Raw genomic sequence first — 14483 nt, 5'->3', positions numbered from 1 at the left:
CGACGCCGATCAGCACCGAGACACTCAGACGCCCCAGGCGAAAACAGACGGCGGCCGCAGCGGAGAGCAGCCCGTCAATCGTGGAGGTGGCCGGCGATGACGACGTTCCCGCTGCTGGCCGTCCTCCTGCCCTTCCTCGCCGCCTTCGCGGGCCTCCTCCTCTCCCGCTGGCCACACCGGCGATCTGCCGAAGCGAAGGCCGGCGAGCGAGCGAACACCCGAGCGGCCTGGACGGCAGTCGTCCCCACCGCCGTCTCAGCGGTGCTGGCCACCTGGCTGGCCTGGGGTCCGGGTTTCGCCTTCCTCTACGAGGCCACCACACCACCGCAGCCCGTAGGCCAGACCTACGGCACGGTGACGACCGGCGGCATCCCGATCTCGCTCACCCTCCAGGCCGACGCCCTGTCGGCCATCCTCGGCGTCCTGGTGACCCTCGTAGCCCTGGCCGTACAGCTCTACTCGGTCGGCTACCTCAGAGACGACCCGCGCTACCCCTCCTACAGCGCCTTCGTCAGCCTCTTCACGAGCGCCATGCTCCTCGTGGTGTACGCGGGCGACCTCCTGGTCCTCTACGTCGGCTGGGAGATCATGGGTCTCTGCTCGTACCTACTGATCGGCCATTGGTGGGAAGACCGGGGCAATTCGCGCGCCGCCGTCAAGGCGTTCCTCGTGACCCGGCTGGGCGACGTCGGGTTCCTCTTCGGCATCTTCGTGCTCGGCCTGGCTGCGGGCAGCTTCCGGATCGCCGACGTCCTGGCGAAGGTGCCGGAGATGTCCCAGGCCACCCTGGTGACCGCCACGATGCTGCTGCTGGCAGGCGTGGCGGGCAAGAGCGCCCAGGTCCCGCTGCACACCTGGCTGCCCGACGCCATGGCGGGCCCGACGCCGATCAGCGCGCTGATCCACGCGGCCACCATGGTCGCCGCCGGCATCTTCATCGTCGCCCGGCTGTTCGGCGTGTTCCAGGAGGCCCCTCCCACGCTGGACGTGCTGGCGGTGCTGGCCGCGCTCGGCATGCTGGGCGCCGCCCTGGCCGCCCTGGCCCAGGACGACCTGAAGCGCGTGCTCGCGTACTCGACGGTCAGCCAGCTCGCCTACATGGCCGGCGGCCTGGCCGCGGGTTCCGACACGTCGGCCATCTTCCACCTGATGACGCACGGCGCGTTCAAGGCGCTGCTGTTCCTGTGCGCCGGGGCGGTGATCCACCACGTCGGGTCCAACCTGATGACCCAGATGGGCGGCCTGCGCCGCGAGCTGCCGATCACGTTCGTGACGATGACGATCGGCTTCGCCGCCCTGATGGGCATCCCTCCCGCCAGCGGGTTCTTCAGCAAGGACGCGATCCTGGCGACCATGGACGACGCCCTGGTGACCGGCGGGCTGACCGACGCGGCGGCGCTCCTGCTGTACGGCTGCGCGCTCGCCACAGTGGCCGTCACGGGCGCGTACGCCACCCGGGCCTGGCTCCGCACGTTCTTCGGCGAGCAGAGGGCGGTGGCGCTTCCCGAGCCGGAGCCCGGCACAGCCCACGTCGTGGACGTCAGAGAGGCGCCGCGGACCATGCTCGTGCCCCTCATCCTCCTCGCCGTCCCAGCCCTGCTGCTGGGCTTCGCCGCCGAGCCGCACCTCGACGTGGGCGTGGCGGCCATCAGCGTCGTGCTCGCACTGCTCGGCGCGGGGGCGGTGTACGCGTTCTGGCGCATGGACCCGATCGCCGACCCTGCTCGCCTGCTGGGTCCGCTGCGGGCGCCGTGCGAGCGGGCATTCTACGTGGACACCCTGTACGCCGCGCTGTTCGTCCGCCCGATCCTGGCCTTGGCCGGGCTCGTGGTCAGGACGGACGACGTGGTCGTGGACGGGGCGGTACGCGGCTCCGGCCGATCGGCCCGCGGACTGTCCGGAATCCTCCGCCTGGCCCAGAACGGCAATGTCCAGCTCTACGTGAGCGGCCTCCTGGCCGGTGTCCTCCTGATCGCGGTGGGGGCGGTGATGTTCGCATGAGCGGGCTCCGGGCTGGGCGGCGGGCCCTGGCGGCCGCTGGAGGTGGTGACGTCCGCATGAGCGGGCACAGGGCTGGGCGGCGAGCTCTGGCGGCCGCTGGGGGCGGTGACGTCCGCATCAGCGGGCCCACCCCCAGCCGCCACCAAGCATCAGTGAACTCCGGGGCGGTGAGGACCGCATGATGGGCTGGCTTCCCGTCGCGATGCTCGCCGTGCCATTGTTCGGCGCGCTGGCCCTCGTCATCTCACCGCAAGCCCTCCGCCCGGCCCTGCGCGCGTACGGCCTGATCCTGTCGGGCATCACCCTGGCCCTGGCCGCGCTCCTGCTGGCGACGTTCGACTACGCCCGGCCCGCGCAGATGCAGTTCGAGGTCGACTTCCCCTGGATCCCCGGCCTCGGGCTCCGGTTCCACCTCGGCGTCGACGGCATCTCGCTGCCGCTGATCGCGCTGACGGCCCTGCTGACGTTCCTGTGCTTCGGCTATCTGTCCTGGGCCGGCGGCCGCGCGTCCGGGCAGCTCATGACGGCCAGGCCGAGGGCGCTCGTCTTCACGCTGCTCGTGCTCGAAGTCGGCATGATCGGCACGTTCCTCGCCCTCGACCTGCTGCTCTTCTTCGTGTTCTTCGAGATCGTGCTCGTCCCGATGTACTTCCTGATCGGCATCTGGGGCGGCGAGGGCCGGCGGGCGGCGTCGATCAAGTTCATCCTCTACACGCTGCTCGGCTCGGTGGTGATGCTGCTCGGCCTGCTCCTCGTCTGGGCGCAGACCGGCACGCTCGACGTCGAGGCCTTGAGCGCGGCCCACGGCAGCGGAATGGCGAGGTCCATCCAGATCCTGGCGTTCGTGGCGATCGGGGTCGGTCTGGCGGTCAAGACCCCGATGTGGCCGCTGCACACCTGGCTGCCCGACGCCCACACCGAGGCCCCCACCGTCGGTTCGGTGCTGCTGGCCGGGGTGCTGCTGAAGATGGGCACGTACGGCTTCGCCAGGATCGCCATCCCCATCCTCCCCGAGGGAGCGGCCGCGGTGGCGCCGTGGCTGGGCGCGTTCGCCGTGGTCGGCATCGTGTACGGCGCGCTGGCGTGTCTCGCCCAACGCGACCTCAAACGCATGATCGCCTACTCCTCGGTCGGCCACATGGGCTTCGTCCTGCTGGGCTTCGCCACGCTGACCCCCACCGGCATCAATGGCGCGCTCTTCGCGAACATCGCCCACGGCCTGATCACCGGCCTGCTGTTCTTCCTGGCCGGAGCGGTCAAGGAGCGCTACCACACCGCCGACATGCCGTCGCTGGGCGGCGGCATGCTGGCCACGTTGCCGAGGCTGGGCTCGGTGCTGACGTTCGCGTCGATCGCCTCGCTAGGGCTGCCCGGCCTGGCCGGGTTCTGGGGCGAGATGCTGGCGCTGCTCGGGGCCTTCCAGCCGGCGAACGGCCTTCCCCGCGGCCTCTTCCTCACCTACATGGTGATCGGCGGCCTGGGCGCGGTCCTGACGGCCGCGTACTTCCTGGTCATGCTCTCTCGCGTCACCCACGGACGCCCTCTCCGCGTCACGCCGGTCGAAGCCGTCGACGATCGTCTCGTCCACGAGACCCCGGACGAACGCCCGGTCGTACCGCTCGACTCGCCCCAGGAAGGCACGGCGACGGCGACCCTGACGGCCGCCCCGGACACCCGGGACACCCGGGACACAGACGACATCAAGTGCCACGAACTGCTGGCATGGACACCCCTCGTGGCCCTGATCCTGCTCTTCGGCCTCTGGCCGGGGCTCCTGCTCTCCCTCACCACACCGGCTGTGCAAGCCCTGCTGGGAGCCGTCTCATGATCCAGCAGATCGACTATTTCGTCATCGCACCTCCTCTGGTGCTCGCCGTCGTGGCCGGCCTGGTGCTCCTGCTCGACGCGTTCCTCCCCAACCTCCCGCGCGGGAAGACCGCGCTGGGGCTGATCACGCTGGCGGGCGTGCTGACCGCCCTGGGTTTCGTCGTCGCCCAGTCGGCCAGTACCGGCGGCCCGCCGATGCGGACGTTCTGCGTCCCTCCGAACCTGCAGCCCCAGGCGGCGCTCTGCTCCTTCGTCGTGGACGGGTTCACGCTCGTCTTCGCCGGCCTGGTGCTGGTGGCCGCCGTGGTCGTCGTCCTGATGTCGATGACGGAGCTGGCCGGCGGCGGCATCCCCGTGGGCGAGTGGTATTTCCTGCTGCTCTGCACCCTCGTGGGTGCGGTGACCCTGCCCGCCTCCCGCGACCTGATCATGCTCGTGGTGGCGCTCGAACTGGTCTCGCTCCCGGTGTTCGCCCTCACCGCGTTGAAGCGCTACGACGGCCGCTCGTCGGAGGCGGCCGTGAAGTTGTTCGTCGTGTCGGTGGTGTCCACGGCGGTCATGTTGTTCGGCGTCTCCCTCCTGTACGGCGTCGCCGGCACGGTCTTCCTGTCCCGCCTGGCCGCCGTCTTCAGCGGTCGGATCCCGGCCCCGGGCGTGGTGGAGGGCGCCGTGCCGACGGCCGATCAGAGCCTGCCCGCGGTCGTCACGGTCGGCGTCGTCCTGGTCGTGGCCGGCTTCGCCTTCAAGATCGCCGCGGTTCCGTTCCACGCCTGGGCAGCGGACGTTTACCAGGGCGCCCCGCTGCCGGTGGCGGCGCTCCTCTCGGTCATCTCCAAGGCGACCGGGTTCGCCGGATTGATCCTGGTGCTCGTCGTGGCGTTGTCCGGGCAGGCCGGCACCTGGGCGCCGATCGTCGCGATCGTCTCCGCGCTGACCATGACCGCGGGCAACCTGCTCGCCATGCGCCAGCGCTCCGCCGTACGCCTGCTGGCCTGGTCCTCGGTGGCGCAGTCCGGCTACATCCTGGCCCCGCTCGCGGTCGGCACCCCGGGCGCGGTCGGCGCGTCCACCGCGTACCTCGTCATCTACGCGGCCATGAACCTCGGCGCGTTCGCGGTCGTCCTGCTCGTCTCCAGGACCGCCGCCCGCAACGAGCTCGACGACTACCGCGGCCTGGTCTTCCGCAGCCCGGCGGCAGGCGTCGCGCTCGCGTTCTGCCTGGTCTGCCTGGCCGGTCTGCCACCGGGCCTGGCCGGGCTCTTCGCGAAGGTCTTCGTCTTCCGCGAGATCGTGGAGGGCGGCACCGCCTGGCTGGCGCTGGTCATGGCGGTCAACACCGTGATCGGCCTCTACTACTACGCCGTCTGGGCGGCACGCCTGTTCACCCCGGCCACGGAAAAGGCACTCCGGCCCACCCCGGCGATCTGGCCCGCCATGGGCCTGGCCGTGGGGGTGGCGATCCTGTTCTCGATCGCGCCCCAACTCGTCCTCGACGCGACCGCGCTGTCGGCCTTCGGCTGAAACCCCTGATCCTGCCGGAGGTCGCGCTCCGCCCTCAGCTGAGCACGGCGGGGAACGAAGAGCCGGGTCGTCATCGTTGGACGTGGTGAACCCAGACCACGAAGGGGGGAACCTTGCACCACAACGGTCTGCGCACCGCCGTCCTGCTCGGCGGCCTGTCAGCGCTGATTGTCGCGGTGGGCGCGTGGTTGGGCGGCGGCACCGGTGTGCAGATCGCACTCGTGCTGGCCTTGGTGAGCAATGGCGCCGCCTACTTCTTCTCCGATCGGATCGCGCTGTCGGCCATGCGGGCGAGGCCCGTCAGCGAGGTCGAACACCCCACGCTCTACCGGATCGTGCGAGAGCTCTCCACCGAGGCCCGCCAGCCCATGCCGAGGCTGTACATCTCGCCGACGGTGCAGCCGAACGCGTTCGCGACGGGCCGGAGCCCGCGCAAGGCGGCGGTGTGCGTCACGTACGGACTGACCCAGCTGCTCGACGAGGCCGAGCTCCGCGGCGTGATCGGGCACGAGCTGTCACACGTGTACAACCGTGACATCCTCATCTCGTCCGTGGCCGGCGCGCTGGCCACGATGATCACCTGGCTAAGCTATGTGGCCGTGTTCTTTGGCGGGTCGGACGACGACGAGGGGCCGGGCTTCGTGGGGGCGCTGCTCATGATGCTGCTCGGGCCGGTGGCGGCCGGGATGGTGCAGATGGCGATCTCCCGTACACGAGAGTTCCAGGCCGACGAGGCCGGCGCCAGACTCACCGGCGACCCGCTCGCGCTGGCCTCGGCCCTCCGCAAGATCGAGATGGGTGCGCGCAAGCTCCCGCTGCCCGAGAACAGCCGCCTCACGTCGGCCTCCCACATGATGATCGCCAACCCGTTCAGCGGCTCCGGCTTCGGTCGCCTGTTCTCGACCCACCCGCCCACGTCCGAGCGCGTCGCCCGCCTCGAGCGCATGGCCGGCTATCGGCGTTGAGCGATCGCATGGGCCGATCCCCCCGCTTGACGGAGGCCGAGCGCAAGCTCTGGAACGCGTTCCCCACAGGTGATTTCGTCGATTTGGGCCCGTTCACGCGCGTCATCGGCGTCCCGGCTGGAGAGAACGCCCCCAAGGACGGCGACACCTGGGGCCCCGAGCGTACGATCCGGGCCAAGGTGATCGTCTCCCTGCTGCTCGGCGCGCGCGACGCGGGCGCCGGCTCGGCCCCCGCGGTCCGCGTGCGCGGCGCCCGGATCACCGGCCAGCTCGCGATCCTCGGCGGCGCCATCGAGCACGAACTTGTGTTGACCGGCTGCCATCTGGACGAACCCATCCACCTCACCGGTTCCACCACCCGCACCATCCGCCTGACCGACTGCACCTTTCCGGGCTTCAGCGGCGGCGGGATGCGGGTGGCCGGCCACCTCAGCCTGTCCGGCTCCAACATCACCGGCACCGTACGCGTCGGCCGAGCCCAGTTCGAGAGCGGTCTGTGGCTCAGCGGCACCAAGATCGTGGGCGACGACGGCGAATGGGCTCTGTACGCGAACACCGTCGTCGTCGACTCCGGCATGCACCTGAACATGGCCGAGCTCACAGGCGGCGTCGCCCTGGTCGGCGCGCGGCTGAACGGTGGCCTCCTCCTGGACGACGCGACCCTCCGCAATCCGGGCAAGGAGGCGCTCACCGCCGACAATGTGGTCGTCGAGGACATCTTGCGCTGCGGCGACGGATTCCGCGCGGACGGCTGCATACGCCTCCGCGGCGCACGGATCAACGGGACGTTCGAGTTACGCGGCACCGTACGCAGCCCCGACACCCGCTACGCCCTCCACCTGACCCACATGGAGGCCCGCGAGCTCCTCCTCAAACCCGCCGAGCAGATCGACGGCGTCGTCACCCTCGCGCACTCCAAGATCGGCACGCTGCAGGACGACCCCGACACGTGGCCCGAGAAGCTCCGCCTCAACGGCCTGACCTACGACCGCCTGCGCGGTCGCGGCGTCACGCAAAGGATCGACTGGGTCACCCGGGACCCGGAGGGCTTCCGCCCGCAGCCGTACGAGCAGTTGGCCGCCTGGTACCTCAGTGACGGCAACGACGTGCTCGCCCGCCGCACCCAACTGGCCAAGCTCCGCGCCAGGCGCCGGACCCAGGGCCTCGCCGGCCGGATGTGGGGCCGGCTCCTCGACGCCGTGGTTGGCTACGGCTATCGCCCATGGCTGGCAGGCGTGTGGTTCACCCTGCTCCTGGCGATCGGAACCGTCGTCTTCGCCGTCAACCCACCCAGAGCCCTCAAACCCACCGAAAGCCCCGACTTCAACTCCTTCGGCTACACCTTTGACCTGCTCCTCCCCATCCCCGCATTCGGCCAACGAGAGCTCTTCGACCCCGGCGGGTGGACGCAGTGGCTGGCGTACGCGCTGATCGTCTCAGGCTGGATCCTCGCGACGGCCCTGATCGCCGGCGCTACGCGAGTCCTCCGCCGCCCTCAGTGACCTTCCGGAGAATGGTCGCGAGATCCCGGGGATAGATGATCTCCTCAGTACCCTCCAGCTCCTCCACGCTCCACCACCGGTAGGCGGTCGTCGTATCCTTCTCGATCTGCTCCATGTGCTCGAACGACACGACCGCGTCGCCCACCCGCACCGCGAGAAAGACCTCGTCCTGCGTGAAGGCGTACCCGCCCCACGTGAACTCGATGGTGCCGGTCGCGTACGGCTCGCTGAACTCCTCGGCCCCCACCCGAATCCCGGCCTCCTCATACAACTCCCGCGCCGCCGCCTCAGCCGGCGTCTCGCCGTCCTCCATGGCCCCGCCGACGGTGAACCAGAACGGCGTCCGCTCGAGCGATTCAGGATCAAAGCCGCGCAGCAGGAGAACCCGGTCCTGGCTGTCGATGGGGAGCGCACGCGCCGTAAAACGGCGCAGGGGGATCATCGTCACAACAACCGAGCTTACGGTGACAGCGCGAGGAGATTGCGGCCAGCACATGACAAGAAGGCACATGGCCGGCCGCCCGCGCCCCAACCCGCGCCCGGCCATGCACCCGAACCCGCCACCCACCACCAGTCGGCACCCACCGCCTGGCATCCGCCACCCAGCCGACTGCCGGACCGCAGAACTGCCGCCCGTTGCCAGCCCGCCCCTCCGCGACTCCCACGACTCTCACGACTCCCGCGACCCCCACGACCGCGTGCCGCTCGGGAGAAGCGCACCACAGGCCAGCCAGCAGACCGCAAATCAACGGTAGTTGACGAACTGCAGCGCGATATCCAGATCCTTGCCCTTGAGCAGCGAGATGACCTCCTGTAGGTCATCCTTCTTCTTCGAACTGACCCGAAGCTCCTCACCCTGGATCTGCGCCTTGACCCCCTTGGGCCCTTCATCGCGGATCATCTTGGAGATCTTCTTGGCATGCTCCTGATCGATCCCCTCCTTGAGGCTGACCAGCATGCGGTATTCCTTGCCCGACAACTTGGGCTCGCCCGCATCGAGGATCTTCAGCGAGAGCCCTCGCTTGATGACCTTCTCCTTGAACACGTCGAGCGCGGCTGTGGCCCGCTCCTCACTGTTCGCCTTGATCTCGATGTTGTTCTGCCCGGACCAGCTGATGCTCGCCCCGGTGCCCTTGAAGTCGAACCGGTGCCCGATCTCCTTGACCGTCTGGTTCAGCGCGTTGTCGACCTCCTGACGGTCGATCTTGCTGACGATGTCAAAAGACGAATCAGCCAAAACACCCACCCTCTCAGCTGCGAAGCATTACGCGGATCCCAGTTTCCCGGCGTACGCGAACGCGGACCCAGCGAACACGCGGACCCAGCGAACGAGCCTAGCCAGCATCGGCGCACCGCGCAGGACACCGCCCGTGTACACCGATGATCACACTTTGCCCCGCCCCGCGCGCAGCAACGAACCAGCCGCCCGCCAGGGGCCGCCACCGGGTTACGCGAAGCCCGCCGCCGAATCCGGCACGGGACAAACCGGTGTCACGCGCACCTCCAGAGTCCGCTATTCTTCTGTGTGTCGCCGCGAGAGCGGAAGACAAGGCAGGTTGCCCGAGTGGCCAAAGGGAGCGGTCTGTAAAACCGTCGGCTCAGCCTACGCAAGTTCGAACCTTGCACCTGCCACCAGCAGTAAGCGCAGCTCAGAGGCCCTACGGGGCCTCTTCTGCATTTCGGGGGTGTGCAGCCGGATGCCGCCGCGAGCGGGCTGTTGTCGCTGGTCCACCAATATACGTGCAATGATCTTGGCGACGTTTTCGCAGATCGGACGCCGGATTCGGCCAATGCGCGGCCAAGAGGAATAGCCCCGGTGGTGGGCCGGGGCTCTGGGTGCGGTCGGGCACGTGGTCATGCGGCGAGCGCGTCGCCGATTCGCTTGTTGGCGATCTCCTGCTGGCCGTCGATGCACTTGGCGTAGACGCGGAGCAGGACATCGACGCTGTGTCCGGCTCGTTCGGCCACGTCTGGGGCTGAGACGCCCGCGTTCAGCCACAGGGAGACGGCCGCGTGCCGGAGGTCGTATGGGCGCTTGGCGAGCGGAGAGGCAACCTGGGCGGGCGTGAAGGCCAGGAGCCGGGCATCCTGCCAGACCTCGGTGTAGGCCGTTGAGGCCACGACGCCGCCGCGTTCGCTGTGGAAGATACGTCCGTCCTTGGCGGTGCCGTACTCGGCGATGTGCTCGCGGAGGATCTTGACCAGCTCTGGCGGGATGGGCACCGGACGGACGTCTTGCCTGCCCCTGTGCTTGAGGCCACGTTCTTCGTGAGCGTCGCCGCTGTCCGTCCACTGGGTGTTGACCTCTGGCCGGGATACGTCGATCGTCAGCCGGCCCCAGCCCGACACAGGTAGGTGGCAGTCCTGGAGTCGAAGGCCGACCGCTTCGGCCGGGCGCAGGGCGGCGTAGTACATGCAGGCGAAGAGAGCCATCAGCCGCCGGCCACGGCCTCGACGTCCTACGTAGGTCACTGCGGTCAGCAGTTCTTGTGCCTGGCGAGGATTCACCACGACTCGGGGGTCTACAGTTTCGGTGGTCTTGGGCGGCTTCCACTTGATCTTGTGCAGCGGATTTGCCGAAAGTTCCTCCAGCTCCACCGCGTACTCCAGGAGGGCGTGGAAGACGGCACGTTTGCGGGCGATCGTGGTTGAGGCCGCCGCCTTGCCGTCGAGGCAAAGCGTCAGGGCGTGGAGGGCGAGCCGTACCGTCTTGGCCTCCTCCAGGCTCGCCAGGTCCAGGGAGGCGGCTTTCAGCCAGGCCACTGCAGCGGCGTGCTGTTGCGGTACGTCCGGTCGCTTGTCCTCGGGCAGGAGGAGGCACTTACGAAGGACCGTGCGAAGGGCGCGAGCGTCCGGGCGGCCTGCGCGGTCCTTGGTCAGTGCGGGCAGGACCGTTGCGAGAGCGTCGGACATGCTGTCTCGGCTCTTGGCCGCCGCGTGTGGCCACTTCATCTCTATGAACGCCTGGGCGAACTCCAGAACGCTCTGGGCGTCCTTGGCCTTGATCATGGACGTGGGCAGCCCGGACTCGATGTCGAACGCTTCACCGCGCTTGGCCGCCTGCCGTAGGTCGGACAGGAAGCTCTCGGCCAGGGCCTTGGTTCGGTAGGTCTTGGAGGAGCGCTTGCGGGCGACCGACCAGCGAACGACGTACGAAGGCGTCTTGCTGGACTTGTTGCGGCTGATCTCGAAGAACTTCACGTCGTATGAGGTCGTCATGCGGCGCTCCGTAGGGATTCGAGCCAGGCGTTGAGATCGCTGCGGTAGATGCGCAGTTCGCCGTTGGGCAGGCGGATGCCCTCGGGTGCCTTGCCGATCTCGCGCCAGCGGTAGAAGGTGCGACGGGATACGCCGCCGAGTTCGTCGAGGACCTGGCGGACGGTCAGCAGCTCGTCGTGCTTCGTCATGCGGCCCTCCCCATATCCTCGGTTGCCGAAAGATCTTGTCCGGTTGCTCTGGCCTCCAGTTCGCGGAGGTGGGCTCGCCAGCGTTGGCGTTCGTGGACGGAGCGGAGGAGCCGGACGGCGAGAGGTGGCACGTTGGCGTCTCCGGCCGGTACGGGTCGCCAGACGTAGCGGTGTGGGTCGGTGGGCTCGTCGGCCTGGCCGAGGGCTTCCAGGACCCAGGTACGGCGGTCCTGCTTGTGCTCGGCGAGGGTCTTGTTGCTCCACTTGCGAGAGACGAGGATGCGGCGTCCGGCGTAGCCGAGGTGGTCGGGCTTGTGGGCTTTGCCACGGCAGCGGCCGGGGACCATGCCGGGTTTGGCGCCCTTGGGCTGGACGCCGTAGCGCAGCCAGTTCGGGCAAGTGGGTGAGCATGGCTCGTAGCGGAGAGCGTCCAGCATGCGGGCGGCGTGCTCTTGCTTGGCCTGGCCGCCGCTGAGGGCATCGCCGATGGACTTGGTGAGGTACTTGGACAGGTAGCGGATGCACTGGTCGGCGTCCGGGGTTCCGGCGAGCACGCCTTGGACATCGACTTGGTCGCCGAAGCGGATGACGTGGAGGGGTTCGGCGTCCTCGTCGAGAGCGTCGAGGGCTTGGTCCCAGGTGGGCAGGACTTCGCCGGTGGCCGGGTCCAGGTAGCCGGTGCCGTCCTGCCAGACAGGCATGTGATCGCCGTCGAAGACGACTTCGTCGGCCTGCGGCCACCAGACCTGGTGATAGGTAGCGGCGGCTATCTGCTTGATCTCGGCGCGGGGCAGAGTGCCGCGGATGGCCATGTGCAGGTGCGGGGCGAGCCGCTTCTGAGGCTCCACAGACGCGAAGTACTGCACGTCATAGCCCGCGACGCGGCGCAGGTTCTGCACGAAGCGATCAACCAGCTTGGAGAAGTGCAGCGCGTCCCGAGCGGCGCGCCGGTAGTCGTAGCTGTCCGGATCGACCGGTACGCCGTCGCGAACCTTGCCGTACGAGGGCAAGGTGAGCGTGACGAACAGGGACGGCCGGTAGATCTTGCCCTCTGCGCCTTGGAAGGTGCGTCCAAGGGTGGTGTTGGTCATCTTGCGCTTGGGCAGGTCCGGCGCGTCCTGCCGCCGCCTGGTGGAGCGGGAGCGCTTGGCGGTGTTACGACCGAGAACGTTGCCGCGCATGCCTGCGGCGTTGATCTCCTCATCCAGGCCGGTGATGATCGCATCCAGCTCGGCTGTGTCGTCGCCAGCCTTTTCAGCGGCGTCGCGCTGGGCTTGGTAGTCGGCGCGGAACTCGACGAGCCAGCGCTGTTCCTCGTTGGCCTCGTTGGGTGTGATGGCGGGTTCGGCGTCGAGGTGCCAGCCCTCGCGGCACTGGGCCTTGCGCAGTTGCTTGTTCCGCTTGGCGCACGGCGGGCACTTGCTGTCGAGGGTTGCCCCGCACGGTACGTCGATGATCTCCCACTTGCCGGTGTGGGTGTCGAGCCGCTTGAGCGGGACGGGCCGAATGCAGACGCCGTGGAGCTTGGCGACCTCTTCCAGTACGTCGCGGGCCATGGGCATGGCTTGGCGGATGGCCCGGGGGAGAGCGCGATCGTGGGCATGGGTCATGCGGTCCTCCCTTCGTCGGTGTCAGTGACGGTGAGCGCGGTTTGGCCGCACTCGCAGCACTCGACCTGGGCGCGGACCGGGTCGAGCCAAAGAACGTTCAGGTTGTGGCAGGTAGCGCAGCGAAGGCCGTCGAGGAAGTGGGCGAGTGTCGTCACGCGGCCTCCCCGAACTGCGCGACCATGGCGCGGATGTCGGCATCGGAGACGTAAGCGGCCCGGACGCGGATGGGCTCGGGTGAGCTTTCCAGACGCATGTAGGCGACGCCTGCGCCCTGCTCCGGGACGGGTGAGATGTGATCGGCGAGGGCGCCTCGATCCCGTGCACCGTCGCCGAGGACCATGTCCACCTGCTCCGACTCGTCCAGCCTGAGCGCGATCTTGTCGGGGAACAGGTTGCGGATGTTCATGACCTCTTTGCGTGGGTCCTGGAGTGCCGCCATGACGCCGACACCGACTGAGCGGCCCTGCGTGGCGAGCGTGGCCAGCGCTGCGGAGATGCGCTGGCGGAGCTGCTTGTCGGGTTGGTAGGCGGTCAGGAACGCGACCTCGTCGACGAGCACCAGGACGAACGGATCCTCGATCGTCGGGACATGCGAGCGCTGGAGACCGGCGAAGCGCGCCGCACGCTTCTGCATGACGCTGACGGCCTCATCAAGCAGATCGGCGCAGTCGGCAGGGTCGGCAGCGTACCGGCCTTGGAACAGCTCCCGTCCGAAGGACAGCTCCATCAGCTTGGGATCGAGCGCCCAAACCTCCACGAGGCCCGCTCGCATGGCCGGGAGCAAGCCGCGGATCGTGTCCCAGAGGAACGAGCCTTTCCCGGCCCCAGTCGCACCCGCGATCAGGACGTGCGTGCCGTGCACCTTGAGCCGCAGTGGTTGCCCGTCCTCCTGCTTACCGATCTCGACCGGTCCCACGGTCGGCTCTTCTGGGATAGGAAGTGCTGGTATGGGCTCGGCGAGCGGGTCGCTTCGCGGGAAGGTCAGCAGCAGGCGACCGCCCTTGACAAGAGCGAGGCGACAGGATGCAGCGCCGAAGCCCTGGGCGAGATTGTCGATACGGTCGGCCCAATCCTTGACCGCTTGACCCTTGAGCATGCGGACGGTGACGCGATCGGCCCAGCCGTCGCACTGGACACGAACGAGGCCGGGTAGGTAGTCGTGCCCATGCACACGCTTGGCGAGGCCGGAGACATCCATGACGGCTTGCCAGTGGCGTCGGTAGACCAACACGAGCCGCCACCAGGCCAGCAGCCGCCAGCCGACGAGACGGGCGAAGGAGTCACGATCAGTGAAGGCCCAGGAGACCAGGGCCAGGACGACGATGCCGAGGATGCAGGCCGCGAGGGGCCAGCCGTACCAAGCCCAGCTGACGCCGAGGGCGGCCGGTACGGCGACGGCGACAGGATGCCGCCAGATCGTACGGACGAGGCCGGCGAGGAAGCGCCAGCCGTAGATGAGCAGAGTGACGACGGCAGGAGTCTTGAGCACGGCCGGGCGGAAGACGACGGCCGTGTCGGGCGTGGTGGAGACGAGGCTGCGCGCCTCATCGCCAGGCAGCCGCTTGAACATAAGCTGGAACCCTCTCGTGATGTGCAGTCAGGGGAGAACCGAGGGGCCGCCGGAAGTTGCCGCTTCCAGCGGCCCCGCTT

Annotated in this window: 12 protein-coding genes and 1 tRNA gene; 6 read left to right on the top strand and 7 right to left on the bottom strand. The window is 68.6% G+C overall.

All coding sequences use genetic code 11. The features are described 5' to 3' along the window. Positions 1 to 96: 96 nt before the first annotated feature. The 5 genes from ID574_RS09805 (at position 97) to ID574_RS09785 (ending at position 7816) form a co-directional block, all read left to right on the top strand. Entirely contained in the window at positions 97 to 2001 is a 1905-nt protein-coding gene (locus tag ID574_RS09805; RefSeq protein ID WP_188188508.1) for an NADH-quinone oxidoreductase subunit 5 family protein, read from the top strand. A 178-nt stretch (positions 2002 to 2179) separates the two neighbouring features. Further along, complete coding sequence (locus ID574_RS09800) at positions 2180 to 3829, top strand: complex I subunit 4 family protein (RefSeq protein ID WP_442939263.1); 1650 nt, start codon at positions 2180 to 2182, stop codon at positions 3827 to 3829. Further along, entirely contained in the window at positions 3826 to 5349 is a 1524-nt protein-coding gene (locus ID574_RS09795; protein WP_188188507.1) for an NADH-quinone oxidoreductase subunit N, read from the top strand. Before ID574_RS09800 ends, ID574_RS09795 begins: the two co-directional genes overlap by 4 nt. Before the next feature lie 113 nt (positions 5350 to 5462). Further along, positions 5463 to 6314 carry a zinc metalloprotease HtpX gene (gene htpX, locus ID574_RS09790; protein WP_188188506.1) on the top strand — a complete coding sequence of 284 codons (852 nt, stop codon included), beginning with the start codon at positions 5463 to 5465 and terminating at the stop codon, positions 6312 to 6314. Positions 6315 to 6322: 8 nt separating this feature from the next. Then, positions 6323 to 7816 (top strand): hypothetical protein, encoded by a 1494-nt coding sequence (locus ID574_RS09785; RefSeq protein ID WP_188188505.1) that lies wholly within the window; start codon positions 6323 to 6325, stop codon positions 7814 to 7816. Here ID574_RS09785 and ID574_RS09780 read toward each other — a convergent pair. Then, positions 7788 to 8258 carry an NUDIX hydrolase gene (locus ID574_RS09780; RefSeq protein ID WP_188188504.1) on the bottom strand — a complete coding sequence of 157 codons (471 nt, stop codon included), beginning with the start codon at positions 8256 to 8258 and terminating at the stop codon, positions 7788 to 7790. The two genes, ID574_RS09785 and ID574_RS09780, sit on opposite strands and share 29 nt — an antisense overlap. 303 nt (positions 8259 to 8561) lie before the next feature. Beyond that, positions 8562 to 9053, bottom strand: a complete 492-nt coding sequence (locus tag ID574_RS09775; RefSeq protein WP_188189481.1) for a YajQ family cyclic di-GMP-binding protein — start codon at positions 9051 to 9053, stop codon at positions 8562 to 8564. Between the two features lie 313 nt (positions 9054 to 9366). Between ID574_RS09775 and ID574_RS09770 the strand changes: the two genes are divergently transcribed. Next, positions 9367 to 9451 (top strand) — tRNA-Tyr (locus tag ID574_RS09770). Between the two features lie 219 nt (positions 9452 to 9670). Here ID574_RS09770 and ID574_RS09765 read toward each other — a convergent pair. From ID574_RS09765 to ID574_RS09745, 5 genes are read right to left on the bottom strand one after another with little or no spacing between them, the layout of a single operon-like run. Then, positions 9671 to 11035: a tyrosine-type recombinase/integrase gene (locus tag ID574_RS09765; RefSeq protein WP_188188503.1), complete on the bottom strand. Its 1365-nt coding sequence runs from the start codon at positions 11033 to 11035 to the stop codon at positions 9671 to 9673. After that, a complete protein-coding gene (locus ID574_RS09760) occupies positions 11032 to 11223 on the bottom strand; it encodes a helix-turn-helix transcriptional regulator (protein ID WP_168009989.1) in 192 nt (63 codons plus the stop codon). Before ID574_RS09760 ends, ID574_RS09765 begins: the two co-directional genes overlap by 4 nt. Continuing rightward, positions 11220 to 12833 carry a replication initiator gene (locus ID574_RS09755; RefSeq protein WP_188188502.1) on the bottom strand — a complete coding sequence of 538 codons (1614 nt, stop codon included), beginning with the start codon at positions 12831 to 12833 and terminating at the stop codon, positions 11220 to 11222. Before ID574_RS09755 ends, ID574_RS09760 begins: the two co-directional genes overlap by 4 nt. Then, positions 12830 to 12988 carry a hypothetical protein gene (locus ID574_RS09750; RefSeq protein WP_188188501.1) on the bottom strand — a complete coding sequence of 53 codons (159 nt, stop codon included), beginning with the start codon at positions 12986 to 12988 and terminating at the stop codon, positions 12830 to 12832. The genes ID574_RS09755 and ID574_RS09750 overlap by 4 nt, the downstream gene beginning before the upstream one ends. After that, positions 12985 to 14403: an FtsK/SpoIIIE domain-containing protein gene (locus tag ID574_RS09745; protein ID WP_188188500.1), complete on the bottom strand. Its 1419-nt coding sequence runs from the start codon at positions 14401 to 14403 to the stop codon at positions 12985 to 12987. The genes ID574_RS09750 and ID574_RS09745 overlap by 4 nt, the downstream gene beginning before the upstream one ends. Positions 14404 to 14483 lie beyond the last annotated feature (80 nt).

The sequence above is a fragment of the Nonomuraea sp. SYSU D8015 genome (assembly GCF_008065375.1).
Classification (GTDB): domain Bacteria; phylum Actinomycetota; class Actinomycetes; order Streptosporangiales; family Streptosporangiaceae; genus Nonomuraea.
Note: the sequence above shows the minus strand (reverse complement) of the source record. Positions and strands in the feature narration are given on the sequence as shown.

Excerpts from the sequence above, each read along its gene's own strand:
- ID574_RS09805 (WP_188188508.1), top strand. The coding sequence starts at position 97 with ATGACGACGTTCCCGCTGCTGGCCGTCCTCCTGCCCTTCCTCGCCGCC.
- ID574_RS09795 (WP_188188507.1), top strand. The coding sequence starts at position 3,826 with ATGATCCAGCAGATCGACTATTTCGTCATCGCACCTCCTCTGGTGCTC.
- ID574_RS09745 (WP_188188500.1), bottom strand. The coding sequence starts at position 14,403 with ATGTTCAAGCGGCTGCCTGGCGATGAGGCGCGCAGCCTCGTCTCCACC.
- ID574_RS09760 (WP_168009989.1), bottom strand. The coding sequence starts at position 11,223 with ATGACGAAGCACGACGAGCTGCTGACCGTCCGCCAGGTCCTCGACGAA.
- ID574_RS09780 (WP_188188504.1), bottom strand. The coding sequence starts at position 8,258 with ATGATCCCCCTGCGCCGTTTTACGGCGCGTGCGCTCCCCATCGACAGC.
- ID574_RS09765 (WP_188188503.1), bottom strand. The coding sequence starts at position 11,035 with ATGACGACCTCATACGACGTGAAGTTCTTCGAGATCAGCCGCAACAAG.
- ID574_RS09755 (WP_188188502.1), bottom strand. The coding sequence starts at position 12,833 with ATGACCCATGCCCACGATCGCGCTCTCCCCCGGGCCATCCGCCAAGCC.
- ID574_RS09800 (WP_442939263.1), top strand. The coding sequence starts at position 2,180 with ATGATGGGCTGGCTTCCCGTCGCGATGCTCGCCGTGCCATTGTTCGGC.
- ID574_RS09785 (WP_188188505.1), top strand. The coding sequence starts at position 6,323 with ATGGGCCGATCCCCCCGCTTGACGGAGGCCGAGCGCAAGCTCTGGAAC.